Genomic DNA, 23,459 nt, shown 5'->3' on the forward strand with positions numbered 1-23,459 from the left:
CGCGGGTGAATGGCGGAAGGGGCGGACGAATTTCACTACTGGATGACATGATATGACCTTAACGGTTAGGTGAACTAGATCCTGCCTGTCGCGGCAGGGTTGATAAAAGCAGGGCTGCCGCCCTGCCTGCACTATCGGCGGCACTAGCATCGCCAGTGACCATTGCAACTGCTGTCGCGCCATCGATTAGGATTAGAAAATAGGTTGCGACTTCATCAGGATTCGCCAAACCTGACTCACTGGTCAGCTCACGAAGGTAGGAAAGCAGACGCTCTTTATGCCGCGCCGAAACGGCCCCAATTTCGGGGTTCGTAACCCCCAATTCACCCGCCGCATTGATGAAGGCACATCCGTGGAAGTCAGCAGCGTCAAACCACTGCCGGAGAGCGAGAAACACCGACTCCAGCCGCCCGATAGGCGTACTGGCCCGCGAAGTTTCCTCTATAAACCACGACATCCACCGCTCGTCCCTCCCCTGCAGGGCCGCTGCCACCAGCTCCTCTTTGTTTGGGTAAAGCTTGTAAATACTGCGCCGAGCCACACCCGACTCTCTGACTATCGCGTCCATGCCTGTCGCGTGAATGCCCCCGGAGTAAATGAGCTTCTCCGTGCTTGCCAACAGGCGGGCGTTAAGGGGCGAGTTTTGGGAAGTGTCCATGTGACGTAAGATGTAGAATGATCGTTCTCAATATAGTAGAACGATCATTCTTGCGGGTCAACTATTTTTTTAAGTTTCTGGGCCAAGAATTGAGCACCTCTACTAAAGTGGTTGTATTTTGATATCACTCCCACCTACACCGAATTCCCTTTTTGCATTTGACCGGTGGCAGATCGCCACAAGATTTGGGACGACTGTAGCCCCGTAGCCCATAGGCAAAGGCTATGCTGATATTTTCCCCTCAGCCGGTAACTCCGCAGGCGCAAAACCAGTTCAGGACTTCCGCATGCGGATTCCTCTTGTGGATGATGTATTTCATGATTTCGAGACTTCGTGGCTCGGCGTACGGGGGGCAAGATCAAACTGACCGTGAAATCGCCGGCCGACATGAGCGTAATGGCGCCCATGCACGAGAAGCTGAATTGGAAGCCAAGCGCCACATCAGTTTAATCATGGATTGGCTCCGGCCGTCGCCGAAGAAAAACTTAACGTAGTGTCCGGGATGGGTTGACCACTACAGTCTTCCCTTGCCGTAACGGGTATAGAGGGATGGCATGTACGAACAGCTTGCGGCAGTATCGCCGCTGTAGCAGTGGTTCAACTGATACAGCATGTGCCTGTACGCGCCGCCTTGTGCCTTGTCGCCGCCGTGCCGCGCTTCTAGACTGGGGCCTTTTCCACGCTGCGACTGCCTGCCATGACCGAACTCCTGCCCCTGATGAGCTATTGCTTTGTAATGTCCGCCACGCCCGGGCCGAATAACGTCATGCTGGCTACCACCGGCGCCAATTTCGGCTATCGCGGTGCGCTGCCGGTGATCCTCGGCATCCAGGCCGGCATCTTTGTGCAGACCATGCTCATGTGCGTGGGGCTGGGCAGCGTGTTCGTTGCGTACCCGATGGCGCAGCAGCTGCTGCGGATCGCGGGCGCGCTGTACCTGATGTTTTTGGCGTGGAAGCTGGCCGGCGCCTCGGTGGCGGGAAGCAGCGCGCCGAAGGCCGTGTCGTTTGCGCAGGCGGCGCTGTTTCAGGCGCTGAATCCCAAGAGCTGGATCAAGGCGATCACCATGGCGTCGGTCTTCATGCCTGCGCACGGCAACATGCTCGCCAGCGCGCTGCTGGTGTCCGTGACCGGCACCGTGGTGGGCACGCCGTGCAACGCCATGTGGGCGCTGTTCGGCGTGTCGATCCGCAGCGTGCTGAAAGCGCCGCGCAACCAGCGCATCTTCAATCTGGCGATGGGCGCCATCCTGCTGGTCCTCGCCCTGACGTTTTTACGCTAGACTTGCGCCATGTTCGCCATCGACCGCTCCTCACCCATCCCCCTGTTCAAGCAGATCGAAGCCGCACTGCGCCAGCAGATCGCGCAACGCGTGCTGCCTGGCGGGACCAGGCTGCCGTCGATCCGCCAGCTCGCCACGCAGCTTGCGGTGAGCACCAACACCGTGGTGGTCGCGTATGATCGGCTGGTGGCTGCAGGCGTCATCGATACGCACGGCACGACAGGCTTCTTCGTCTGCGCACCGGCCGACGCCGGCCGCGCCATTCCCGACGAGGTGGCGCTGGAAGCGGGACAGGAGCAGGAGCCGGTCTGGCTGAGCCAGCAAGTGAACGACCAGCGGCCGGGCGTGCTGCTGGCCAGCAGCGGCGCCTTGCCGCCCACCTGGCTGCAGGACGCGCTGCCGGCGGCCGCCGTGCAACGCGGTCTGGCGCGCAGCGCGGCCGGCATGGCTTCGCGCTGCCCGCCGCAAGGGCTGGCCGAACTGCGCGAGCAGATCGCGCTGCTGTTGCGCGGCATCGGCATCGCGGCGGACGCCAGCCACATCCTCACCACGTTCGGCGGCACCCATGCCATCGATCTGATCTGCCGCACGTTCCTGCAGCCCGGCGATACGGTGCTGGTGGAAGACCCCGGATACTTCCTGATGTTCGGCAGGCTGCGCCAGGACGGCGTGCGCCTGGTGCCCATCCGGCGCCGCCCCGATGGCCTCGATCTGGACGAGCTGGAAGCGGCTTGCCGCACGCACCGTCCGCGCCTGCTGTTCATGCAGACGGCCTTGCACAATCCCACCGGGTGGAGCAGCAGCGCCGCCAACCTGCACAAGGTGCTGATCATGGCGCAGCAGTACGGCTTCCTGATCGCCGAAGACGACGTGCACGGCCATTTTCAGCCGGGCCACAGCACGCGGCTGGCGTCGCTGTCCGGACTGGACGGCGTGATCTACTACTCCAGCCTGTGCAAGGCGCTGAGCCCGGCCCTGCGCATGGGCTACCTGGCCGCGGCGCCGGCCCTGCTCAAGCCCTTGATGCGCACCAAGATCCATTCCATCATGACCTTGCCTGCGCTGAACGAATACGTGCTGCTGGAAGTGCTCAAGGCCGGCAATCTGCGCAAGCACCTGGAGCGGCTGCAACGCAAGATCATGGTGGCGCGCAACGCCAGCACGCGCCAGCTGAGCGCGGCCGGCGTGCTGTTCGAGCAGCCGGGCGACGCAGGCATTTTCCTGTGGGGCAGCATGCCCGAAGGGCTGGACGTGGACTTGCTGGTGCAGGATGCCTACCGCAACAAGATCTTGCTGATGCGCGGCGCCGCGTTTTCGGCCAACGACACGCCCGATCAGCACATCCGCTTCAACGTCGCCTTCAGCCAGCATCCGCGCGTGAGCGCCTACCTGGAAGAACGCCTGCGCGCGGTGGCTGGCGCGCGCTCAAGCCTGGCCCGCGCCCGCGCCGCCGCCAGCATCGAGGGCAAGTCCTGAGCATAGTCCGCGCCTTTCTTCAGTATTTATTGATATTCTGGAGGAACGCTTTTTTCGTAAGCGTGTCAATTTGGTATGCCGTCACCCGTCGCAGGGAAGGCGCACCGCTTGCCCATCCCACCTTCACCAAGGAAGCAAGGAACCGCCATGAACAAACAGATCATCCTCAACCTGCCCGTGAAGGAACTGGATCAGTTCTTCGTGCGCACCTGACGCACGTGGTTTTCCAGTTCGCTGAACGAGGGGCGTTCCGTGGCGGAAATGACCTTGCGGCCGAATTCCACGGCCAGCGCCGGCGCGTAGCCATTCAGGCTGGCCAATAACGTCACTTTTACGCACTGGTACATCTTCGCCGTTTCATGGTGCTTGCGGCGCAGCAAGCTCGCCAGCGGCGCGATGAAGCCGTAGGCCAGCAAAATGCCAATGAAGGTGCCCACCAGCGCCTGTGCGATCAGCACGCCCAGCTCGGCCGGCGGCAAGCCGACGGAGGCCATCGTGTGCACCACGCCCATCACGGCGGCCACGATGCCGAAGGCGGGCATGGCGTCGGCCAGCTGCGAAATCGTCTGGATCGGCATTTCCGCGTCTTCATGGTGCGTCTCGATCTCGTTATCCATCAGGTTTTCGATCTGGTAGGCGTCCATATTGCCCGACACCATCAGGCGCAGATAATCGGTGATGAATTCCAGGATGTGCTCGTCACCGAGCGTGTACGGGTATTTCACGAAGATGGCGCTGCGGTAGGGGTCGTCGATATCGTCCTCGACCGACATCAAGCCTTCCTTGCGGATCTTGCTGAGGATTTCATACATCAACCCCATCAGCTCCATGTAGCGCGCCTTCGTGTATTGCGAGCCGTGGAACAGGGTGGGCAGGGCGGCGAACGTGGCGCGGATGGCCTTGGCGTCATTGCCGACAAAGAAGGTGCCCAGCGCGGCGCCGCCGATCATCAGCAGTTCCAGCGGCTGGAACAGGGCGCCCAAGTGTCCCCCCTGCATGGCGAAGCCGCCGAAGACGGAAAACAGCACGACGAGAAATCCGAGTATGACTAGCAAAACCTACTCCTTCATAATATTGCCATATCGCAATATTATAGTTTAACCTGATTCTGCCGCTGTGGCCGCTTCCGGCTGCAATTGCTGGATGAGAAAATTGATAAAAGCGCGCACTTTGGCGGGCAACTGGTGGCGGCTCGGGTAGTAGGCGTACAGGTCGGCCGGCGCCAGCGTATAGTCGGCCAGCACCACGCGCAGGCGGCCGCTGTCGAGGTAGCGCGCCAGGTCCCATTCCGAACGCAGCAGGATGCCGTGCCCGTCCAGCGCCCAGCCCAGCACCACGTCGCCGTCGTTGCTGGCCACCGTGCCGCGCACCTTCACCGTGTGGCTGGCGCGGCCACGGCTCAAACGCCAGATGCCGTAGGCGTCGTCGTTCTGCCGGTGCACGATGCAGCGGTGCTGCGCCAGGTCGTCCGGTGTCCGCGGCGTGCCGTGCGCCTGCAGGTAGGCGGGCGAGGCGCACAGGAAGCGCCGGTTCGACATGATGCGCCGCGCCGACAAACGCGTGTCGGGCAAGTCGCCGAAGCGGATGCCCAGGTCGTACGCCTGCTCGACCAGGTTGATGGGGCTGTCCGTCAGCTGCAGCTGCACTTCCAGTTGCGGGTGGCGCAGCGCGAATTGCGACAGCAGGGGCGCGATCACCGTGCGCCCGAAGCCCAGGGTGGCATTCACGCGCAGCAGGCCGCGCGGCTCGGCGCCGCCGCTGGCCAAGGACTCTTCCATGGCGCGGATATCGTCGAGGATCTGCCGCGCCTGCCGCAGATAGCTTTCGCCGTCGCCCGTCAGGCTGATGCGCCGCGTGCTGCGGTTGAGCAAACGCACGCCCAGGCGCTGCTCCATCAGCACCAATCGCTTGCTGACGGCGGGCGGCGTGATGCCCAGTTCGCGCGCCGTGGCCGACAGGCTGCCCAGCTTGGCCAGCAGCACAAAGAAGGCCATTTCCGTGGTGGCGTCCGTTTTCATGGTTCATCTTTCACTTCAAGTGAATAATGCTTTAAATTGATATCGATTATATGGCTTTGTATCGCGGGTAAGCTGGCGTCATTGTTTTCACCCACAGGAGAGCCGCATGAAAATCGTCGAGATCCGCGAAAAGACCATCCCCATTTCTTCCCCCATCCGCAACGCCTACATCGATTTCACGAAGATGACCTTAAGCCTGGTGGCCGTCGTCACGGACGTGATGCGCGACGGCAAGCCCGTCGTTGGCTACGGCTTCAATTCGAACGGCCGCTACGGCCAGGGCATGCTGATGCGCGAGCGTTTCATTCCCCGCATCCTCGACGCAGATCCCGCCTCGCTCGTCACGGACGACGGCGCCAACCTCGATCCGCACAAGGTGTGGGATTGCATGTACACCAATGAAAAGCCGGGCGGCCATGGCGAGCGCTCGGTGGCCATCGGCACCATCGACATGGCCATCTGGGATGCCGTGGCGAAGATCGAGAACAAACCGCTGTTCCAGCTGCTGGCCGAGCGCCACGGCACGGGCGTGCCCGACAAACAGGTCTTCGTGTATGCGGCGGGCGGCTATTATTACCCGGGCCAGAGCCTTTCCGCCCTGCAGGACGAGATGCGCAGCTATGTCGACCGCGGCTACACGGTGGTCAAGAAAAAGATCGGCGGCGCCTCGCTGGACGAGGATTTGCGCCGCATCGACGCCATCATGGAGGTGCTGCAGGATGGGCAGAAGCTGTGCGTGGACGCCAACGGGCGCTTCGATCTCGACACCTCGATCGCCTACGCCAAGGCGCTGCGTGAATATGACTTGTTCTGGTACGAGGAGGCGGGCGATCCGCTCGACTTCGAGCTGCAAGCGACCCTGCGCAGCTATTACGACAAGCCCATGGCGACGGGCGAAAACCTGTTTTCCATGCAGGATGCGCGCAACCTGATCCGCTACGGCGGCATGCGCGCCGACCGCGACTGGCTGCAGTTCGATTGCGCCCTCAGCTACGGCCTGGTGGAATATTTGCGCACCCTGGACATGCTGCACCAGCACGGCTGGTCGCGCAGCCGCTGCATCCCGCACGGCGGCCACCAGATGTCCTTGAATATCGCGGCGGGCCTGGGCCTGGGCGGCAATGAATCGTACCCGGATTTATTTCAGCCGTTCGGCGGCTTTCCCGATGGCGTGCGCGTCGAAAACGGCCATATCACCATGCCGGATCTGGTCGGCATCGGCTTCGAGGGCAAGGCGAACCTGTATGCGGAAATGCGCGCGCTGAGTGGCCAATAGGGTTACTCGCTACGCTGCCAGAAGCGCAGCCGGTTGCCGAACGGGTCCGCCACTTCCAGGATGCGGCCCCAGTCCTCGTCACGGATGCCGGGCCGCGCATACGGATAATCCCTGGCCTGCAGCTCCGCTTGCAGGGCGGCGATGTCGTCGACGGGAATCAACAGCGCCGACCCCGGCGTGGCGTCGCCGTAGTGCTCGCTCAGGTGCAGCACCAGGTCGCCCCGCGTCACTTGCAGGTACAGCGGCGCCGTGGGCTCGAAGCGATGCTCCCAGTCCAGGGTAAAGCCGAGGAAGCCGAGGTAGAACTCGCGCGCCTTTTCTTCCGAGAAGATGCGCAGGATGGGGATGGCAGGGGATAGGTGCATGGCGGCGCTTTCAATCGGTGGCGATGCCGCCATTCTAGCGTCAGGCTGGCGCCTGCCGTTTGATCTGCGCGGCGGGGCTGGTCTTCTCCCAGCGGAACAGCCACATGATGATCAGCTTGGTGGTGGCGCTGACGCTGGCGAGCAGCAGCAGGGGCCAGCCCGTCGACAGGCCCATGACGCAGGCGAAGAAGATGGTGCTGACATCCATCGCCAGGATGAACTGGCTCATCTTTAACGACACGGCGCCCGTCCTGCCCGAGCGCCAGATCAGGCGGATCTGGTGCGCATAGCCCTGCGCCAGCAGCACGGTGACGGCGACGATTAGGCTTTGCGAGATCACGCGCTTTTCATCGGTGAAGGTGGGACCGAAGGCCAGCCCCGCCACGCCCGCGCACAGCAGCAGCGCGCAGGCCAGCAGCGCATTGCGCGAGGCCAGGCTGCGGCGGTCGCGGTCGATTTCATGCAGGATGGCCAGCGCGATCAGGGAAGCGACCAAACGGGGCCAGACGATGTAGTGGTTGAACGGCGTGATCGAATAGCCGTAGACGAAGAACGCGCAATACGCGAGGAAGCTGACGGTGAACTGGTTGATCGACAGGATCTCCGTCGTCTGGCCGGCGCCGATGCCGGCATCGCGCTTGCGCCGCCAGATTTTTTGCAGCTGCGACCACAAGCCGTACAGGCTGATGACGATGAAGAGGGAATTGAGGCTGCCGGCGAGGGCATAGAGGGCTTGGTGCTGCAAGGCGTCACCTGAATGTTGTCGTTGTTGCTGTAATGCAATGAGTGTGGCCGTGTATGCTGGCCGGCAAGGGAAAGGCTAGTCCGGTGCCATGGCCGGCCCGGCGCCAAGGACGATGCGTGCTTCGGCGGCAGCGATCTTGATGCTCAGGCCGCTCATGAAAATGCACGAAAGATCCGTGCAGCCTTCGCTCGCCTCATGCGACGCGACGCCATCCATGTCATCGCGCATGGCATTCCACATGAAGCCGATGGAGGAAAGACATTTTTCCCCGTTGACATGTTCATCTTCGTCCGATTCGCGGATTTTCAGCACATGCACGTCTTTGCAGACCAGCGTCAGCGCAGGGGGCATGGATGGTCTGACCCAGTCGCCCGCACTGCGTTTCCAATGCAGGTGCAGCCGCTGTTCAGCGATGCGGTAGTCGATCTGCGTGAATTCATAATCGTTGTGCAGGTCAAATACTTGCTCTTCAAGCAAAATTGCAGTTGAACCCTGGACGATGGAGAAGCCATGAAGTTTCATGCGAAGGCAGAAATGATTGCAAAAGAAATCATTATGCCATCGAAATAATATTGTATGTCGGTCCTGGACAGGCTGGGCACGCCCGAAATACTTGCACATCTTCACTTGCCCCTATAATTGAGGCATGACTTTCTTATCACTGCGTGCCCGCTTCGTGCTGGCCACCGTCGGCAAAATGGCCGTTTCCCTGATTATCCTGTTGACCGCACTGTGGGGTGCGCTGGCCCTGTGGTACCAGCTGTCCGGCGGCACGGCGGCGCAAGCCATCGGCGCGCTGCTGTGGGCCGCGCTGGGCGTGGCCAGCATCGCGCTGTGGTGGACGCGCGGCGACGCGCGCGTGCTGCTGCCGTATGCGGCCGGCTTTATCCTGCTGCTCGTGTGGTGGAGCCTGATCGCGCCGAAACAGCAGCGCGTGTGGGCCGACGACGTGGCGCGCAATGTCACGGGTACGGTCAAGGGCAATCTCGTCACCCTGGACAATGTGCGCAATTTCGACTGGCGCAGCGATGATGACTACACGGTCAAGTGGGAGCAGCGCAGTTACGACCTCGACGAACTGCGCACGGTGGACACGGCGCTGTCGTACTGGACGGGGCCCTACATCGCGCATACGCTGATCTCGTTCGGCTTTGCCGACGGCCGATTTTTGACGTTTTCCATCGAAATCCGCAAGGAGAAGGGCGAGAGCTTTTCCGCCATCGGCGGCTTTTTCAAGCATTTCGAAATGAGCCTGATCGCCGCCGACGAGCGCGACATCCTGCGCGTGCGCACGAATGCGCGCGGCGAGGACATGCATCTGTACCGCGTGATGATGCCGAAAGCGGCCATGCGCTCGCTGTTCCTCGCCTACCTGGACGAGGCGCAGGCGCTGAAGAACCAGCCTCGCTTCTACAACACCCTGACGGCCAACTGCACCACCATCGTCTTCGAGATGGTGCGCCGCATCGTGCCGGGCCTGCCGCTCGACTACCGGCTGATGGCCTCGGGCTACCTCGACCGCTATCTGTTCGACGTCAAGGGCCTGGTACCTGGCCAGACCTTCCAGCAGTTGCGTATTGGCGGCCACATCACGGCGCGCGCGCGGGCGGCCAACGACGATGCGGACTTTTCGCACGCGATCCGGCGCGGCATGCCGGGCTACGATGACGCGGGCCATCCGACGCTGCAAATGCCCAAGCAGTAGCCGCCTGCCTTATACTGTCGCTATTCCGACCGGCCGCACATTGCGGCCGGTCTCACTTTACGAATAAAGAAGGCCCGCTATGCCATTTTCCTCCCTGGGTCTGATTCCCGCCCTGGTCCGCGCCGTCGACAAGGCCGGCTATGCCGCGCCGACGGCCATCCAGGCGGCCGCCATTCCCGCCATCCTGCGCGGCAGCGACGTGCTGGGCGCGGCCCAGACGGGTTCCGGCAAGACGGCCGCCTACGCGCTGCCGCTGCTGCAGGCGCTGATGGCGCCCGCTTCCGGCCCGCGCCAGGTGCGCGCGCTGATCCTCGTGCCCACGCGCGAGCTGGCCGCGCAAGTGGGGCAGACGGTGCACGCGCTGGCCAAGCCGCTGCCGGTCAAACTGAAGATTTCCGTGCTGTTCGGCGGCGTGTCGATCAATCCGCAGATGATGGACTTGCGCGGCGGCGCCGATATCGTCGTCGCCACGCCGGGCCGCTTGCTGGACCTGGTGCGCCAGAACGCCGTGAAGCTGGGCGGCGTGTCGCTGTGCGTGCTCGACGAAGCCGACCGCCTGCTCGACATGGGTTTTAGCGAGGAAATCAACGCCATCCTGGCGCTGCTGCCAGCGAAACGGCAAAACCTGTTCTTTTCCGCCACCTTCCCCGACAGCGTGCAGGCGCTGGCCGACAGCCTGCTCAAGGAGCCCGTGCGCATCGAGGTGGCGTCCGAACCGCAGGACAAGCCCGACATCGTGCAGCGGGCCATCACGGTCGACATGCCGCGCCGCACGCAGCTGCTGCGCTACCTGATCCTGCAGCAGCAGTGGGAGCGCGTGCTGGTGTTCGTCGCCACCAAGTACGCGGCCGAACACGTGGCCGACAAGCTGCAGCGCGCGGGCCTGCACGTGGGCGCATTCCACGGCGAATTCAGCCAGGGCACGCGCAGCCAGCTGCTGGCCGACTTCAAGGCGTGCCGGCTGCAGGTGCTGGTAGCCACCGACGTGGCCGCGCGCGGCATCGACATCGCCGGCCTGCCGGCCGTCGTCAACTACGACTTGCCCCGTTCGGCCGTCGACTACACGCACCGCATCGGCCGCACGGGCCGCGCCGGCGAAAGCGGCACGGCCATCAGTTTCGTGACGGCCGACACGGAAGCGCATTTCCGCCTGATCGAAAACCGCAACGACTTGCGCATCGTGCGCGAAGTGGTGGCCGGTTTCGAGCCGACGGAACTGCCTGCGCCCGTGCATCCCGTCACCGATGCGGTGAACGGCGGCGTGAAGGGCGCGCGCAAGAGCAAGAAGGACAAATTGCGCGAAGCGGCTGCCATGGCGGCGAAGGCGGCCGGGGACAATTAAATTGGCCTTATGTGCGCTGGCCGCTTGAACGGCCAGCCATCCCGCTTTAAGATTATGTTTCTATAAAGCAAGGGGACGGCAATGCACATGATATACACCATACGCGCGGGCGTGCTGGCGGGCGCGCTGGCGCTGGCCGGTTGCGCCGGCCTGGGCGGAAAAACTGACAGCACCGGCATGCAGATGCCGGGCAAGACGCCGGCCGATGCCGCCGTGGCCGCCACCTGGTACAACCCGCCCAGCGAATTTCCCGGCATATGCCTGACCCAGTTCAAGGATGGCAGCCTGCGTTTCGACGGCGGCTTCGCCTTTTTCAACCCGGGCCGCTGGACGTATGACGCGGTCACGTCCGAACTAAGTCTGGCATTGGCGCCGACGCCGTCTCTGGAACTGGCGCATGCGCAAACGGTGCTGCACAAGAATCTGCTGAGGGTCGAGGCGTCCAGGAATACGCTGGTGTACGCCGTGAAGGCCGACACGCAAGCCATCGGCCTGGGCGGCTTTGTGTTCTACCGCAACACGCCTTGTCCGGCGCGGCGCGGATAAGTCACGGATAAGTGCAGGATAAGTGCAATGAAGGAATATTTAGTCGTATAATTTCAACGCAAGCTGGCTGCCGCGCAAGACTCGCAAGACTGTCTCGCGCGGCAGATTCCCCTCCAGGCAAGCTCCGATATCGCCATGGCGATGAGAGGATGGTCCGATGGATGTGCACGACGAGCATGGCATGCCGGGTATGGCGGCGCTGGCGGCGGACGCCGGGCAGCAGCCTGCGGCGCCGCCGCGCACCTTGCTGCTGGTCGATGACGAGCCGAATATCCTCGCTTCCCTCAAGCGCCTGCTGCGGCGCGATGGCTACCATATCATTACGGCCAACAGCGGCCAGGAAGGGCTGGACGTGCTGGCCAGCCATGCCGTCGACGTGATCGTGTCGGACCAGCGCATGCCGGGCATGCTGGGCGCCGACTTCCTGCGCAAGGCCAAGCTGCTGTGTCCGCAAACCATCCGCATCATGCTGTCCGGTTATACCGAGTTGCAGGCCGTCACGGACGCCGTCAACGAGGGCGCCATCTTCAAATTTCTCACCAAGCCCTGGGAAGACCATCAGCTGCGCGAGCATATCGCCGAAGCCTTTCGCCTGAAGGGCATCGACGACGACAATGTGCGCCTCAATACGCAGCTGCGCGACGCCAACCAGGCGCTGGCGGCGGCCAATGCCGCCATGCAGGCGCTGGTGCGCCAGCAGCAGCATCAGATCAGCCGCGACGAGGTCAGCCTCGGCATCGCGCGCGAATTGCTGCAATTTCTGCCGCTGCCCGTGATCGGCCTCGATGAGGACGGCATGATCGCCTTCATCAACGCGGCGGCGGCCAACCTGTTCGAACGGGGCGCGGCCCTGCTGGGCAACGAGGCGGCGATCGTCTTGCCGCAATTGTTCGACGGGCAGGGCGCGCCTTGCCTGGCAGCCATCGATGGCCAGCCGTATACGGTGGCGGTCCATCCGATGGGCCTGCATTCGCGCTCGCGCGGCAGCCTGGTCACCCTGAGTCGTCATGGAGCGGATACATGAGTGAAAGCGGACGCGAAATTTCCATGGAGCAGGCGCAGGAAGGCATGGTGCTGGCGCAGGCCTTGAACGACGCCAGCGGCGCCGTGCTGCTGGCCCAGGGCGCCACCCTGACGGCGGCGAACCTGGCGGCTTTGCGCCGGCGCAATGTGGAACGCTGCCACGTCGTCATGGATGAGGCGCCCGACCCCGCCGCGCAGGCGCACGCCGAGCAGGAACGCTTGCGCCGCCTGGAACGGCTGGCCGTGCTGTTCCGCGCCACGCCGCCCGATTCCGCCGGGGCCGAGCTGCTGGCGCTGGTGCAGCGCTACCGGCAAGGGGGAGCGGCATGACACGGCTCAGCTTTGAACATATCATCCGCCAGATACAGGAACTGCCTTCGCTGCCCGTGGTGGTGCTGGAACTGCTGTCGAGCATGGATCAGGACGACACGGACGTGCACGTGCTGGCGCAAAAGATCGAGCTGGACCAGGGCCTGGCGGCGAAGACCCTGCGTATCGCCAATTCCTCGTTCTACGGCATGCAATCGAAGGTCACCAGCATTCCGCAAGCCGTATCCGTGCTGGGCTTTCACAGCATCCGCACCGTCGTCACGGCGTGCGCCCTGACGGGCAGCTTCGCGCCGGTGAGCGGCGGCTTCGATTTCCAGGCATTCTGGCGCCATTCGCTGGCCACGGCCATCGCCGCGCGCCTGCTGGCGCCGCACCTGCGCGTCAATCCCGAAACGGCGTTCACGGCCGGCTTGCTGCACGACCTCGGTACCCTGGTGCTGGTGACGCGCTTCCCGGCCGAGCACGCGCTCGTGCGCAGCTACCGCCAGGCGCACGACTGCCAGATGGCCGAGGCGGAACGGGCCGTCATCGGCATCGATCACGCGCAGGTGGGCCGCGCCCTGGCCGCCTACTGGAAGTTTCCCGAGGCAATACAGCAGGCGGTGGCCGACCACCATGCCATCGACCGGCTGGAAGCGGGCGGCTTGCCGCTGGCCGTGCACATGGCCAATGCCGTCGCCCTGGCGCTCGATCTGGCCGGCGTCGACGATGCGCTGGTGCCGCCGCTGTCGCCGGCGGGCTGGCGCAGCATTGCGCTGGACGAGCAGGCCTGGCTGGCGCTGCTGGCGCAAACGGAACACACCTTCGATGAAATGTCGCGGATCATGCTGGCATGAACAGGATAGAGGCCATGGAAAAAGATGCAGGACAGGCGCTGCCCGCCGTGCCGGAACGCCGCCAGGGCGACACCATCGCGCTGTCGGCATTTTTCGACGGCCATCCCGTGGCCACTTTCGCCATCGATACGAACCACGTGGTGACGCACTGGAACAGCGCCTGCGAACAGCTGCTGGGCTTTACGGCCGCCGAAATGGTCGGCACGCGCGACCACTGGAAGGCGTTTTATCCGCAGCCGCGCGCCTGCCTGGCCGACCTGCTGGTGGCCGACGATATCGCGCTCGGCGAAAACGACCTTTACCTTGGCAAGCTGAAGCGTTCTCCCGTGATCCCCGGCGCCTTTGAGGCCGAGGATTTCTTTGCCGATATCGGGCCCGACGGCCACTGGCTGCATTTCACGGCGGCGCCCCTGCGCGACCGCCAGGGACGCCTGGTGGGCGCCATCGAAACCCTGCGCGACGTGAGCGAGCGGCGCCTGGCGGAACTGGCGCTGCGCAAGGCGCACGACAACCTGGAACACCTGGTGGCCAAGCGCACGGCCCAGCTGGCGGAAATGAACGAACGCCTGGCCGACGATATCCGCCAGCGCCAGATCGCCGATCTGGAACTGCGCGAGCGCAACCTGGCCCTGACGGAATTGAACAGCAAGCTGTCGCTGGCCCAGCAAAAGCTGCTGCAGTCGGAAAAACTGGCGTCGATCGGCCAGCTGGCCGCCGGCGTGGCGCACGAGATCAACAATCCCATCGGCTATGTGTTTTCCAATGTCGGCACCCTGGAAGGTTATCTGGATGACCTGTTCAGCATGCTCGACGCCTACGAGGAAGCCGAGCCGGCCGTCGCCGACCCCATGGTGGCGGCGCGCCTGCGCGCGTTGCGCGAACAGATCGACCTCGATTTCCTGCGCACCGACATTCCCATGCTGATGGGCGAGTCGAAGGAAGGCATTGCGCGCGTGCGCCGCATCGTGCAGGACCTGAAGGATTTTTCGCGCACGGATGCGCACCAGGAGTGGGTCTGGGCCGACCTGCGCCAGGGCATCGATACCACGCTCAACATCGTGAACAACGAGGTCAAGTACAAGGCCGACGTGGTGCGCGAATATGGCGACATTCCCGACATCGAATGCCAGCCTTCCGAGCTGAACCAGGTGATCATGAATCTGGTCGTCAACGCGGCCCACGCCATGGGCGAAGCGCGCGGACGCATCACCCTGCGCACGGGCAGCGACAACGCCACGGAAGTATGGATCGAGGTCGAGGACACGGGCGGCGGCATCGCGCCCGAACACCTGTCGCGCATCTTCGATCCGTTCTTTACCACCAAGGCCGTCGGCAAGGGCACGGGACTAGGCCTGTCGCTGGCCTACACGACGGTGCAGAAACACCATGGCCGCATCGATGTGCGCAGCATCATCGGCCGCGGCACCACCTTCCGCATCACCTTGCCCGTGCGCCAGGCGCAGCCCGTCACACCATGAACGAACAGGACAGCATGAGCACTAGTACTAGCGCCAGCGCCAGCACCAGCACTGCGGCCGCGCCGCCCACCATCCTGTGCGTCGACGACGAACCGAATATCCTGTCGTCGCTGCGGCGGCTGTTCCGCCCGCACGGCTACCGCGTGCTGACGGCCGACGGCGGCGCGGCCGGCCTAGCCCTGCTCGAGAGCGAGACGGTGGACCTGGTCATCTCCGACATGCGCATGCCGCACATGGATGGCGCGCAGTTCCTGGCCCAGGTGCGCCAGCGCTGGCCCGGCACCATCCGCCTGCTGCTGACCGGCTATGCCGACATCCAGTCCATCCTCGACGCCATCAACCAGGGCGAAATCTACCGGTACGTGACCAAGCCGTGGGACGAGAACGATATCGTGCTGGTGGTGCGCCACGCGCTGGAACGGCGCGCGCTGGAACAGGAAAAGCTGCGCCTGGAAGCGCTGACGGCCAGCCAGAACGTGGAGCTGCAGGCGCTCAATGCCAGCCTGGAAGCGAAGGTGGCCACGCGCACGCAGCAGCTGAAACAGTCGCACGACGAGGTGCAGGCGGCCAACGAGCGCCTGAAAGCCACGTTCGTGACGACGATCAAGGTGTTTTCCAACCTGATCGAAATGCGCGGCGGCAAGCTGGCCGGCCATGCGCGGCGGGTGGCCGAGCTGTCGCGTAAGCTGGCGCAGGCGCTGGGCCTGGAAGGGCAGGAGGCGCGCGACGTGTTCATCGCGGCCCTGCTCAAGGACATCGGCAAGCTCAGCCTGAGCGACGACGTGCTGGAATTGCCGGCCAGCGCCTGGACGGGCGAGCAGCTGGCCGCCTTCCGCAAGCATCCGCTGCGCGCCGAACAGCTGCTGATGGCGCTCGACGAGCTGCGCGCCGTTTCCGTGATCCTGCGCTCGCAGCTGGAGCGCTTCGACGGCGGCGGCTTTCCCGATGGCCTGGTGGGCCTGGCCATTCCCATGGGCGCGCGCATTCTGGCGCTGGCGTCGGACTACGACGGCTTGCAGATCGGCGCCATGGTGCAGCGCAGCCTGCGCGCCGACGAGGCCCGCACCCTGATCTACGACAGCATCGGCAAGCGCTACGACCCGGCCGTGGTGGCCGCTTTCCGCAGCATCATGGAGGAGACGGAGCCGCCGGCGCGCGACCTGACCGTGCTGTCGGGCCAGCTGGAACCGGGCATGGTGCTGTCGCGCGATTTGATCAGCCGCGATGGCCTGATGCTGCTGGCGGCCGAACACGTGCTGACGGCCCGCGTGATCGCCCAGCTGCTCGATTTCGAAGGCAAGAATGGCGGGCGCCTCAGCATCCGCGTGTATGCGCCAGTGAAGGACGCCTAGGCGGCCGCGGCCGAGGCGGTGGGCGGCTGCAGCGGCAGGTGCACGGTAAAGCGCGTGCCCTGGCCCACTTCCGACGCCACTTCGATGCGTCCTCCGTGCTTGTTGACGATGCCGTACGACAGCGACAGGCCCAAGCCCGTGCCGCTGCCCACGGCCTTGGTGGTGAAGAACGGCTCGAAGATGCGGTTCAGGTGCTCGGGCGCGATGCCGGCGCCCGTGTCGCCGATCTCCACCCACACCCAGTCGCCCGCGTGGCCGGTGCGGATGCTGATCACGCCGTCGCTGCTGATGGCCTGGCCCGCGTTGACGAGCAGGTTCATGAACACCTGGTTCAGCTGCGAGGCCAGGCACAGGATCGGCGGCAGCTCGCCATAGTGCTTCTCGATGCGCGCCTTGTATTTCAATTCGTTGGCGACGATATTGAGGGTGCTGTCCAGGCCCGCATGCAGGCTGCCCACTTGCCAGTCCGTCTCGCCCACGTGAGAAAAATCCTTCAGCGCCTGCACGATGTCGCGCACGCGTTTCAAGCCATCCATCGATTCGCGCACCAGATCGACCATGTCGTCCTGCAGGAAGGCCAGGTCGGCCTGCGCGCGTACCTCGGCCACGCGCGCGGCCAGGGCCGAGCCGTCCGGCGTTTCGCGCATCGCCGCTTCGTATTGCCCGATCACGCCGAACAGGGTGCCGACATAGCCTTGCAGCGAACTCATGTTGGAGTTGACGAAGCCGATCGGGTTATTGATTTCGTGCGCGATGCCGGCCGCCAGCTGGCCGATGGAGGCCATCTTTTCCGATTGCAGCAGCTGGTCGTGCGCTTCCTGTAACTTGCTGATCAATAGTTGCTGCTCTTCGCCGCGCGCCTGCAGCATCGCTTCCATGCGCTTGCGTTCCGTGATATCCGTCAGCGAGCCGATCACCTCGAACGGCACGCCGTGCTCGTCGCGCACGAGGCGCAGGCTGTCGTGCATCCACAGATAACTGCCGTCGTGCACGCGGAAGCGGTATTCATAGGCGCGCGCGCCTTCGACGAAGATCTGCGCCAGGCTGGAAAAGATGCCGGGCGCATCGTCCGGGTGGATGTGGTCGAACCAGAAATTGGGGTCGGACACCATGTCCTCTGGCCGGTAACCCAGCACGTTCAAGGCATTGTTGCTGACAAAAGTCATCTTGAAGTCGCCGCTGGGCACGGTGCAATAGATGATGGAGGGTGTATTGTCGAGCAGGTATTGCAGGCGCACGGCTGTAGCCGCCGATGTGTCATCGCCAGGCGCCGCCCCGGCATGCCGGCCGGTATCGGGAGTGGAAAGGTCGAAATCCTCGAACTGCATCGTCACACCTCGCTGCCTGCACGGCATAGCTGTCATCCTGGCTGAATTATGCCTGACTATGCCTGATTCCGCCTGCCTTGGGCCGTCATCGCACGCTCAGGGGACCAGCGGCTGCTCGACGACCGCCATGCGCCGTGCGATGCGCTGCGCCGCTTGCGTGTCGCCCGCCTGTTCGGCGCGCAGGCGCTGCACGCCCAGCCAGGCCAGCAGCGGACGGCGCCAGCCCTGGTCCGAAGCGGTGGCGACGGCCGTGTCGAGCAGCGCCGGCGTGGCGCGGCCCGAGCGCAGCAGCACGCCGGCCGCCACCAGCCGCGACAGCGGGTCATCGATGGCCGCCACGGCGCTGGCGGCGGCCGTGTCGGATGCGGCGCCTGCTGCCGCCCGCTGCGCTTCCGGCAGCAGGCCGATGTCGGCCCCTTGCGCCTTGCCGGCCAGGTAAGCCGCATACGCGCGGTCGGCGTCGTTCGCGTCCGCTTGCAGCGCATCGAAGCCGGCGCAATCCTCGAAGGCCAGGCTGGCCACGCGGGCGGCGCAGCGCAGCAGTTCGATGCGCGCCACCAGTTCGAGCTTGCCCGTGCCCGCCACCTGGCTGCGGGCGCGCCTGAATTCCGTCTGTTCGACGAGGGCGTTGCCGCCCAGGTAGGCCGCTTGAAACCGTTCGACGGAGCTTTGCGCATTCATCTTCCAGTCGGGCACGGGCGGGCCGCTGGAGCAGGCGGCGAGCAAGGTGGACAGCAGGGCGGCGAGGGCGGGGCGGGACATTTTCATGGCAGTTTGATCTCCGGATTGCGCTTGAACGGCCATTTGCGGTTGATTTCATTGACCAGCTGCTCGACCTTGCGCAGATTGCTTTCCACATCGGCGCGCAACGGGCCCAGGTCGGCCGTAGCCGCCCTGGCGTTGGCGCCCACGGCTTGCGCCTCGACCAGCACGGCGTCGACTTTTTTCAGGCTGTTGCGCGTGTCGGCCAGCAGCGCGTTCAGCTGCACGATGGTCGCTTGCGCATCCGTCATCACGCCCTTGTCGCCGAACACGCGCGTGTCGGCATTGGCCACCAGGCCATCCGTGCGGCGCGCCAGCTGGTCGGCCGTGACGAGCAGGGCGTTGGCCCGCTCGACCAGCAGGCGCGACTGCTTGTCGTCGCCCGTCAGCAAGCCCATGGCGCCGCCCGGGCCGCTCAGCTTGCCCGTCACGGCCTGCACATTGCGCAAGGTGCCGTCGAGGGCGGAATCGCTGCCCGTCAGGGTCGCCACATTGTTCAGCAAATCCTTGGCGGCGGCCAGCAGGCGGGGGATTTCCGCCGCCATGTCGCCCACCAGCAAGTCGCGCGTGGCGTCGTCTGGCAGCGGCGGGTCCGTCAGGATGCCGCTGTAGGCGCGCAGCTTGGCGCCGCCCACGATGCCGCGCTCCAGCGTGAAGATGGAGCTGCTGCGCAGCCAGTGCGCGTCCTTGCGCGGCACGTCGACGATGACGCGCGCGCGGCCGTCCGGCGCCAGCTCGATGCGCTGCACGCGGCCGATGGGAAAGCCGGAAAAGGTCAGGTCGGCGCCCACGCCCACGCCGTCCGAGTCGTCTGCCGTCAGCACCAGGGTTTGCGTGGCTTCGAAGGCGCCGCGTGCATACATTAGATAGACGACGGAGCCGACCACCAGCACGAACATGAAGATGAGCAGGATGGCCGCCTTCAGTTCGGCGTGGCGCACGGGCGGCGGGGCGGGCAGGACACTATCTTGCGCGAGACCGGCGGGCGCCGTGACGTCGACCTGGTCGGGATTTTGCGGTTGGCTCATGGCTTCTGGCTCTCGTATGGGGGGTTCGGGATCGCTGGCGGTGGCGGGCGGGGCATCAGTAGTAATTGCCCATCAGCGAAGCCACTTCGACCAACAGGATGACGGAAAACAGGCGCAGCATTTCGGACAGGCCGTGCGCGGCCCACAGGCGGTTGCGCCGGCCGTGCGGGTCTTCCGGATAGTACGAGGAGGCCAGCGGGATCAGGGCCACGGCAAAGCTGAAGAAGATCACCTTGAGCATCAGGATCAGGGCCACGGCCGGATTGAAAATTTGCCCCACCACCCGCGTGTAGCCTTGCAGCGCCCACGGCGTGAAACCGTAGATGGTGAGATAGGCGAGGATCAGCGAGGTGACGCAGCTGACGATGGCCAGCATCCACACGGCGAAGATGCCCGACATGACACGAGGAAAATATTCGCGGCGCAACAGGTCGATGCCCTGGCGCTGCATGGTATCGAGCATGCCGGACGAGCGCATTTGCGCGAAAGCAATGCCGTCGGGCAGGGTCAGGCGCAGGGCCACGAACAGGGCGGCCGTCAGCGGTATCAGTTCCAGCACCAGCACGCGCACCACCATTTCCAGCGCATAGCGCGACAGGCCGTAGCTTTGGGCGCTGACGACGACGATGCGGATCAGCACCAGGCTGACGAGCGCGCAGGCCACGCTGAACCACACGAGATTGGGCGCCGTGTTCGTCACCAGGCGGTGCGCGAGGATGGGGCGGTTGTCGCGGTTATAGCTCGATGGCGACAGGGCCAGCGAAAACACGAGGATGGCGAAATGCAGCATGCGCCACCAGCTGACCAGCCAGGCCATGGTGGCCCGGTGCAGGCGGCGCAGGCTGATGATGAGGGAGACGGATAGGGTCATCATGGCATCTTAACATCTGCCCGCCCCGGCAAGCACGGCTAGCGTGCGGGCTGAAGTAGGTCGTAATAAATTATTGTGATTTCTGACTTCCATAACCGGCGCTCTGCGGCGTTACCCGCTGCTAGCAGTGCCTGCACTGCGTCGCAACGGGCGCCTTGCAGCGCATCCGGTTCTGTTCGTCATAACTTCACAATAATTTCCCACGACCTACTTACTCAAACAGGGCGAAGCCGGCCATGACGACCATCAGCACGGCGATGTATTGCATCGGAATCCAGAACAGGGTGTGGCGCTGGCGCAGGATCACGCGCTCCTGCGTGGCCGGGTCGATCAGTTCGCGTCCGGGCGCGCTGTTCAGGCGTACGCCCGCATACCAGCTGGCGGCAGCTGCCAGCAGGAAGGCCAGGGCCAGGGTCCATGTGTGGCTCTTCGTATAGGCCTCGCCCAGGGTGGCGCCAAACAGCGCTTGCGCGGCCAGTACGACGATCAAACAGATAAGGGGGCCAAGTATGCCGAAGCCTTGCCAGATAAGCATAAAAATTCTCCAGGGGGATTGAGGGATCCCGCGGCGATTGGCGGCGGCTGTGCGCGGCGGGGGGAGGAATTTTATCAGATTCGCAAGAGATAAAGTTTCTTTTGGGAATGATTTTTTTTGGGATGGACTTGCGCCTAGTGCCCCGGGCCGGCCACGCTGGCAATGATGGCGTCGGCTGCCGCCCGCACGCGGGCCGAGCGGTTCAGGTCCGCATGCATGACCAGCCACACGTCGTAGCTTTCCGCCCGCTCGGGCCAGATGCGCACGAGCTGCGGGTCGATGTCGCCTAAATGAGTCGCCAGCTCGGCCACGCCCAGGCCCGCGCGCGTCGCTTCCTGCAGCATGGCCGCCGAGTTCACTTCCATGGCGACCCGCGCGTTGGCGACGGATTCGCCGGCGATCTTCTCTCCATGGCGCGGCGTCACGGACTGGTGGTAGATGACGATGTCGTGGCCGGCCAGCGCCGTGCCGCGCACGGGTTCGCCCCGTTCGGCCAGATAGGTTTTCGAGGCGTACAGGCCAAGGCTGCGTTTGACCAGGTGGCGCGAGATCAGGTCCGGGTCGGTGGGGCGCACGCCGCGCACGGCCAGGTCCGCCTCGCGCCGCGTCAGGCTGGCCAGCGCGGGCGCCACGTTGAGCACGATGCGGATGTCGGGGTGGGCCGCGTGCAGCCGCTGCATGGCGCGGATGACGAAATGGCTGGCCATGGTGTCCGTGGTCGCTACGCGCACCAGGCCGCTTAAACGGTTGTCGACGCCCTGCATCTCGCGCTGCAGCTTGTCGGCCGCCCGCTCCATCGCTTCGGCGGCCGCGAGCGCCAGCTCGCCGGCGGGCGTAGGCACGTAGCCCGATGGCGTACGCAGGAACAGGGTGGCGCCCAGCGAGCTTTCCAGCGCGGCCAGGCGGCGCCCGCAGGTGGCCTGGTCGATGCGCAGCAGGGCGGCCGCGCCGCGCAGGGTGCCGGCCCGCCCGATGGCGAGAAAGATGCGCGCGTTATCCCAATCCAAGCTGCTTCTCCTATTGCTTATGGTGATGCATTTTTGCATCAATGTGCCGAGTTTATGCCTGTTTACTGCATCATGCAACGCTCGCATAATGGCCGTCCCCCCTGTTACTGCAAGGAGTACCATGTCTGTTCCCACACCGCGCCGCGCCAGCGGCTTGATCTTGCTGACCCTGGCCTTCGGCTTCGTCATGGCGATGCTCGACGTCACGGCCGTCAACGTGGCGCTGTCCGATATCGCGCTGGACTTGAATATTCCGCTGACGGGCCTGGTCTGGGTGGTCGACGGCTACACCTTGACGTTTGCCGCGCTGCTGCTGGCCGGCGGCGCGTTGGCCGACCGCTACGGGCCGAAAGCCGTGTACCAGGGCGGCCTCGGTGTCTTCATCCTCGGCTCGGTCCTGTGCGGCGCCGCGCCGGACGGGCATTTCCTGACGGCGGCGCGCCTGCTGCAGGGGGCGGGCGCGGCCCTGTTCATGCCCAGTTCGCTCAGCCTGCTCACGCACAGTTTTGACGACGAGCGCGAACGCACGCGCATGCTCGGTGCCTGGTCGGCGCTGGTGGGCGTGGCCGGTGCGTCCGGCCCCTTGATCGGCGGCATCCTCGTGCACCAGTTCGGTTGGCGCAGCGTGTTCTGGGTGAACGTGCCGCTGGGCGTGCTGGCCATCGTCATGGCGCAGCTGCTCTTGGTGGCGCCGGCGCGTCAGCCGCGCGATTTGTCGCTGTTCAGCCATGCACTGGGCGTGGCTGCGCTGGCGGGCCTGAGTTTCGTGCTGATCGAAGGACCCGTGCTGGGCTGGCTGTCGCCGGGCGTGCTGGCGGCGGGGGCATTGACGGTATTGTCGGCCGGGCAATTGCTGCGGCGCGAGCGCAGCGGCAGCCATCCGCTGTTGCCGCGCGCGCTGTTTCATAGCAGCAGTTTTGGCGCGGCCAATGGCGTGGGTTTTTTGATCAATTTCTGCGTATTCGGCCAGCTGTTTTTATTGAGCCTGTTCCTGCAGCAGTCGGGCGGCGCCGATGCCCTGCAGTCGGGCTTGCGCCTGCTGCCCATGATGGCGGCCTATACGGTGGGCAATTTCATGGCGGGAAGTATTGCGGCGCGCCATGGCACGCGTAGGCCCATGCTGGCCGGCTTGCTGGTGGGGACCGTCATGGCCTTGCTGCTGACGGGTTTGCGTCCGGGCACGCCGTATGGCTGGCTGGCGCTGGGCACGGCCGTCATGAATGTGGCCATCGGCATCGCCATTCCCGCCATGACGGCCACCGTGATGCGGGTGGCCGGCAAGCAGCATGCGAACAGCGCAGCGGCGGCCCTGAATGCCAACCGCCAGATCGGCGCCCTGGTGGGCGTGGCGCTGATCGGCAGCATCCTGCACATGTTGCCCGACTGGTCGCTGCGCCTGCCGCTGGCCTACGCGACGATTGCCGCCGCGTATGGCCTGGCGGCGGGCCTCGTGTACCGGCATGTGCATTTGCCGAAGGCCGTGGCCGCCGTCTGAA

The 23,459-nt window shown here is 64.6% G+C and carries 25 protein-coding genes; 13 read left to right on the forward strand and 12 right to left on the reverse strand.

The features are described from left to right. Nucleotides 1-58: 58 nt before the first annotated feature. Nucleotides 59-658 carry a TetR/AcrR family transcriptional regulator gene (locus tag CSQ95_RS22680; RefSeq protein WP_099411165.1) on the reverse strand — a complete coding sequence of 200 codons (600 nt, stop codon included), beginning with the start codon at nt 656-658 and terminating at the stop codon, nt 59-61. A 224-nt stretch (nt 659-882) separates the two neighbouring features. Here CSQ95_RS22680 and CSQ95_RS22685 point away from each other — a divergent pair, with 224 nt between their 5' ends. From CSQ95_RS22685 to CSQ95_RS22695, 3 genes are all read left to right on the forward strand, one after another. Then, a complete protein-coding gene (locus CSQ95_RS22685) occupies nt 883-1,152 on the forward strand; it encodes a hypothetical protein (protein WP_099411166.1) in 270 nt (89 codons plus the stop codon). A 203-nt stretch (nt 1,153-1,355) separates the two neighbouring features. Further along, a complete protein-coding gene (locus CSQ95_RS22690) occupies nt 1,356-1,940 on the forward strand; it encodes a LysE family translocator (protein ID WP_099411167.1) in 585 nt (194 codons plus the stop codon). A gap of 9 nt (nt 1,941-1,949) precedes the next feature. Beyond that, a complete protein-coding gene (locus CSQ95_RS22695) occupies nt 1,950-3,416 on the forward strand; it encodes a PLP-dependent aminotransferase family protein (RefSeq protein WP_099411168.1) in 1,467 nt (488 codons plus the stop codon). Nucleotides 3,417-3,607: 191 nt separating this feature from the next. Here CSQ95_RS22695 and motA read toward each other — a convergent pair whose 3' ends face one another. Together motA and CSQ95_RS22705 are read right to left on the reverse strand one after the other, a co-directional pair. After that, nucleotides 3,608-4,471, reverse strand: coding sequence for a flagellar motor stator protein MotA (gene motA / locus CSQ95_RS22700; protein WP_035820336.1), 864 nt, complete (start codon nt 4,469-4,471; stop codon nt 3,608-3,610). 42 nt (nt 4,472-4,513) lie between these two features. Continuing rightward, the gene (locus CSQ95_RS22705) at nt 4,514-5,434 is read right to left on the reverse strand and encodes a LysR family transcriptional regulator (protein WP_070288687.1); all 921 of its coding nucleotides are present in this window, start codon (nt 5,432-5,434) and stop codon (nt 4,514-4,516) included. A 106-nt stretch (nt 5,435-5,540) separates the two neighbouring features. Here CSQ95_RS22705 and CSQ95_RS22710 point away from each other — a divergent pair, with 106 nt between their 5' ends. Continuing rightward, nucleotides 5,541-6,710: a mandelate racemase/muconate lactonizing enzyme family protein gene (locus CSQ95_RS22710; protein WP_099411169.1), complete on the forward strand. Its 1,170-nt coding sequence runs from the start codon at nt 5,541-5,543 to the stop codon at nt 6,708-6,710. 2 nt (nt 6,711-6,712) lie between these two features. On the opposite strand, the gene CSQ95_RS22715 is transcribed toward CSQ95_RS22710, so the two are convergent. The 3 genes from CSQ95_RS22715 to CSQ95_RS22725 all read right to left on the reverse strand — a co-directional run bounded on the left by CSQ95_RS22715 (nt 6,713) and on the right by CSQ95_RS22725 (nt 8,342). Then, nucleotides 6,713-7,075 carry a glyoxalase superfamily protein gene (locus tag CSQ95_RS22715; protein ID WP_099411226.1) on the reverse strand — a complete coding sequence of 121 codons (363 nt, stop codon included), beginning with the start codon at nt 7,073-7,075 and terminating at the stop codon, nt 6,713-6,715. Nucleotides 7,076-7,115: 40 nt separating this feature from the next. Beyond that, entirely contained in the window at nt 7,116-7,820 is a 705-nt protein-coding gene (locus CSQ95_RS22720) for a hypothetical protein (protein ID WP_099411170.1), read from the reverse strand. A gap of 75 nt (nt 7,821-7,895) precedes the next feature. Next, a complete protein-coding gene (locus CSQ95_RS22725; RefSeq protein ID WP_143450052.1) occupies nt 7,896-8,342 on the reverse strand; it encodes a hypothetical protein in 447 nt (148 codons plus the stop codon). Between the two features lie 124 nt (nt 8,343-8,466). Between CSQ95_RS22725 and CSQ95_RS22730 the strand changes: the two genes are divergently transcribed. The 8 genes from CSQ95_RS22730 to CSQ95_RS22765 all read left to right on the forward strand — a co-directional run bounded on the left by CSQ95_RS22730 (nt 8,467) and on the right by CSQ95_RS22765 (nt 16,432). Continuing rightward, complete coding sequence (locus CSQ95_RS22730; RefSeq protein ID WP_180279138.1) at nt 8,467-9,525, forward strand: DUF4105 domain-containing protein; 1,059 nt, start codon at nt 8,467-8,469, stop codon at nt 9,523-9,525. A 79-nt stretch (nt 9,526-9,604) separates the two neighbouring features. Next, nucleotides 9,605-10,867 (forward strand): DEAD/DEAH box helicase, encoded by a 1,263-nt coding sequence (locus CSQ95_RS22735; RefSeq protein WP_099411172.1) that lies wholly within the window; start codon nt 9,605-9,607, stop codon nt 10,865-10,867. Between the two features lie 87 nt (nt 10,868-10,954). Then, nucleotides 10,955-11,413 carry a hypothetical protein gene (locus tag CSQ95_RS22740; RefSeq protein WP_143450053.1) on the forward strand — a complete coding sequence of 153 codons (459 nt, stop codon included), beginning with the start codon at nt 10,955-10,957 and terminating at the stop codon, nt 11,411-11,413. Nucleotides 11,414-11,570: 157 nt separating this feature from the next. Further along, nucleotides 11,571-12,437, forward strand: a complete 867-nt coding sequence (locus CSQ95_RS22745) for a response regulator (protein WP_099411174.1) — start codon at nt 11,571-11,573, stop codon at nt 12,435-12,437. Further along, nucleotides 12,434-12,766, forward strand: a complete 333-nt coding sequence (locus CSQ95_RS22750) for a hypothetical protein (protein WP_099411175.1) — start codon at nt 12,434-12,436, stop codon at nt 12,764-12,766. Before CSQ95_RS22745 ends, CSQ95_RS22750 begins: the two co-directional genes overlap by 4 nt. After that, a complete protein-coding gene (locus CSQ95_RS22755) occupies nt 12,763-13,602 on the forward strand; it encodes an HDOD domain-containing protein (protein ID WP_099411176.1) in 840 nt (279 codons plus the stop codon). The genes CSQ95_RS22750 and CSQ95_RS22755 overlap by 4 nt, the downstream gene beginning before the upstream one ends. Nucleotides 13,603-13,616: 14 nt before the next feature. Then, nucleotides 13,617-15,080: an ATP-binding protein gene (locus CSQ95_RS22760; RefSeq protein WP_099411177.1), complete on the forward strand. Its 1,464-nt coding sequence runs from the start codon at nt 13,617-13,619 to the stop codon at nt 15,078-15,080. A gap of 14 nt (nt 15,081-15,094) precedes the next feature. Beyond that, entirely contained in the window at nt 15,095-16,432 is a 1,338-nt protein-coding gene (locus CSQ95_RS22765) for an HD domain-containing phosphohydrolase (protein WP_099411228.1), read from the forward strand. Here the strand turns inward: CSQ95_RS22765 and CSQ95_RS22770 are convergent. The 6 genes from CSQ95_RS22770 to CSQ95_RS22795 all read right to left on the reverse strand — a co-directional run bounded on the left by CSQ95_RS22770 (nt 16,429) and on the right by CSQ95_RS22795 (nt 21,963). Continuing rightward, nucleotides 16,429-17,760 carry an ATP-binding protein gene (locus CSQ95_RS22770; RefSeq protein ID WP_099411178.1) on the reverse strand — a complete coding sequence of 444 codons (1,332 nt, stop codon included), beginning with the start codon at nt 17,758-17,760 and terminating at the stop codon, nt 16,429-16,431. The genes CSQ95_RS22765 and CSQ95_RS22770 overlap by 4 nt on opposite strands. Nucleotides 17,761-17,856: 96 nt before the next feature. Next, nucleotides 17,857-18,528, reverse strand: a complete 672-nt coding sequence (locus CSQ95_RS22775) for a hypothetical protein (RefSeq protein WP_099411179.1) — start codon at nt 18,526-18,528, stop codon at nt 17,857-17,859. Next, the gene (locus CSQ95_RS22780) at nt 18,525-19,550 is read right to left on the reverse strand and encodes an MlaD family protein (RefSeq protein ID WP_070223932.1); all 1,026 of its coding nucleotides are present in this window, start codon (nt 19,548-19,550) and stop codon (nt 18,525-18,527) included. The genes CSQ95_RS22775 and CSQ95_RS22780 overlap by 4 nt, the downstream gene beginning before the upstream one ends. Before the next feature lie 55 nt (nt 19,551-19,605). Beyond that, nucleotides 19,606-20,421 carry an ABC transporter permease gene (locus CSQ95_RS22785; protein ID WP_070288806.1) on the reverse strand — a complete coding sequence of 272 codons (816 nt, stop codon included), beginning with the start codon at nt 20,419-20,421 and terminating at the stop codon, nt 19,606-19,608. 211 nt (nt 20,422-20,632) lie between these two features. Beyond that, nucleotides 20,633-20,956, reverse strand: a complete 324-nt coding sequence (locus tag CSQ95_RS22790; protein WP_070223930.1) for a hypothetical protein — start codon at nt 20,954-20,956, stop codon at nt 20,633-20,635. A 134-nt stretch (nt 20,957-21,090) separates the two neighbouring features. Next, a complete protein-coding gene (locus CSQ95_RS22795) occupies nt 21,091-21,963 on the reverse strand; it encodes a LysR family transcriptional regulator (RefSeq protein WP_099411180.1) in 873 nt (290 codons plus the stop codon). A gap of 121 nt (nt 21,964-22,084) precedes the next feature. Between CSQ95_RS22795 and CSQ95_RS22800 the strand changes: the two genes are divergently transcribed. Beyond that, the gene (locus tag CSQ95_RS22800; protein WP_099411181.1) at nt 22,085-23,458 is read left to right on the forward strand and encodes an MFS transporter; all 1,374 of its coding nucleotides are present in this window, start codon (nt 22,085-22,087) and stop codon (nt 23,456-23,458) included. Nucleotide 23,459 lies beyond the last annotated feature (1 nt).

It is taken from the genome of Janthinobacterium sp. BJB304, assembly GCF_002735765.1.
Classification (GTDB): domain Bacteria; phylum Pseudomonadota; class Gammaproteobacteria; order Burkholderiales; family Burkholderiaceae_D; genus Janthinobacterium.

Coding starts and splice junctions, on each gene's coding strand:
- CSQ95_RS22780 (WP_070223932.1), bottom strand. CDS start 19,550: ATGAGCCAACCGCAAAATCCCGACCAGGTCGACGTCACGGCGCCCGCC.
- CSQ95_RS22690 (WP_099411167.1), top strand. CDS start 1,356: ATGACCGAACTCCTGCCCCTGATGAGCTATTGCTTTGTAATGTCCGCC.
- CSQ95_RS22680 (WP_099411165.1), bottom strand. CDS start 658: ATGGACACTTCCCAAAACTCGCCCCTTAACGCCCGCCTGTTGGCAAGC.
- CSQ95_RS22735 (WP_099411172.1), top strand. CDS start 9,605: ATGCCATTTTCCTCCCTGGGTCTGATTCCCGCCCTGGTCCGCGCCGTC.
- CSQ95_RS22745 (WP_099411174.1), top strand. CDS start 11,571: ATGGATGTGCACGACGAGCATGGCATGCCGGGTATGGCGGCGCTGGCG.
- CSQ95_RS22765 (WP_099411228.1), top strand. CDS start 15,095: ATGAGCACTAGTACTAGCGCCAGCGCCAGCACCAGCACTGCGGCCGCG.
- CSQ95_RS22785 (WP_070288806.1), bottom strand. CDS start 20,421: ATGACCCTATCCGTCTCCCTCATCATCAGCCTGCGCCGCCTGCACCGG.
- CSQ95_RS22725 (WP_143450052.1), bottom strand. CDS start 8,342: ATGAAACTTCATGGCTTCTCCATCGTCCAGGGTTCAACTGCAATTTTG.
- CSQ95_RS22760 (WP_099411177.1), top strand. CDS start 13,617: ATGGAAAAAGATGCAGGACAGGCGCTGCCCGCCGTGCCGGAACGCCGC.
- CSQ95_RS22770 (WP_099411178.1), bottom strand. CDS start 17,760: ATGCAGTTCGAGGATTTCGACCTTTCCACTCCCGATACCGGCCGGCAT.
- CSQ95_RS22685 (WP_099411166.1), top strand. CDS start 883: ATGCTGATATTTTCCCCTCAGCCGGTAACTCCGCAGGCGCAAAACCAG.
- CSQ95_RS22730 (WP_180279138.1), top strand. CDS start 8,467: ATGACTTTCTTATCACTGCGTGCCCGCTTCGTGCTGGCCACCGTCGGC.
- CSQ95_RS22775 (WP_099411179.1), bottom strand. CDS start 18,528: ATGAAAATGTCCCGCCCCGCCCTCGCCGCCCTGCTGTCCACCTTGCTC.
- CSQ95_RS22755 (WP_099411176.1), top strand. CDS start 12,763: ATGACACGGCTCAGCTTTGAACATATCATCCGCCAGATACAGGAACTG.
- CSQ95_RS22715 (WP_099411226.1), bottom strand. CDS start 7,075: ATGCACCTATCCCCTGCCATCCCCATCCTGCGCATCTTCTCGGAAGAA.
- CSQ95_RS22800 (WP_099411181.1), top strand. CDS start 22,085: ATGTCTGTTCCCACACCGCGCCGCGCCAGCGGCTTGATCTTGCTGACC.
- CSQ95_RS22710 (WP_099411169.1), top strand. CDS start 5,541: ATGAAAATCGTCGAGATCCGCGAAAAGACCATCCCCATTTCTTCCCCC.
- CSQ95_RS22740 (WP_143450053.1), top strand. CDS start 10,955: ATGATATACACCATACGCGCGGGCGTGCTGGCGGGCGCGCTGGCGCTG.
- CSQ95_RS22695 (WP_099411168.1), top strand. CDS start 1,950: ATGTTCGCCATCGACCGCTCCTCACCCATCCCCCTGTTCAAGCAGATC.
- CSQ95_RS22750 (WP_099411175.1), top strand. CDS start 12,434: ATGAGTGAAAGCGGACGCGAAATTTCCATGGAGCAGGCGCAGGAAGGC.
- CSQ95_RS22790 (WP_070223930.1), bottom strand. CDS start 20,956: ATGCTTATCTGGCAAGGCTTCGGCATACTTGGCCCCCTTATCTGTTTG.
- CSQ95_RS22705 (WP_070288687.1), bottom strand. CDS start 5,434: ATGAAAACGGACGCCACCACGGAAATGGCCTTCTTTGTGCTGCTGGCC.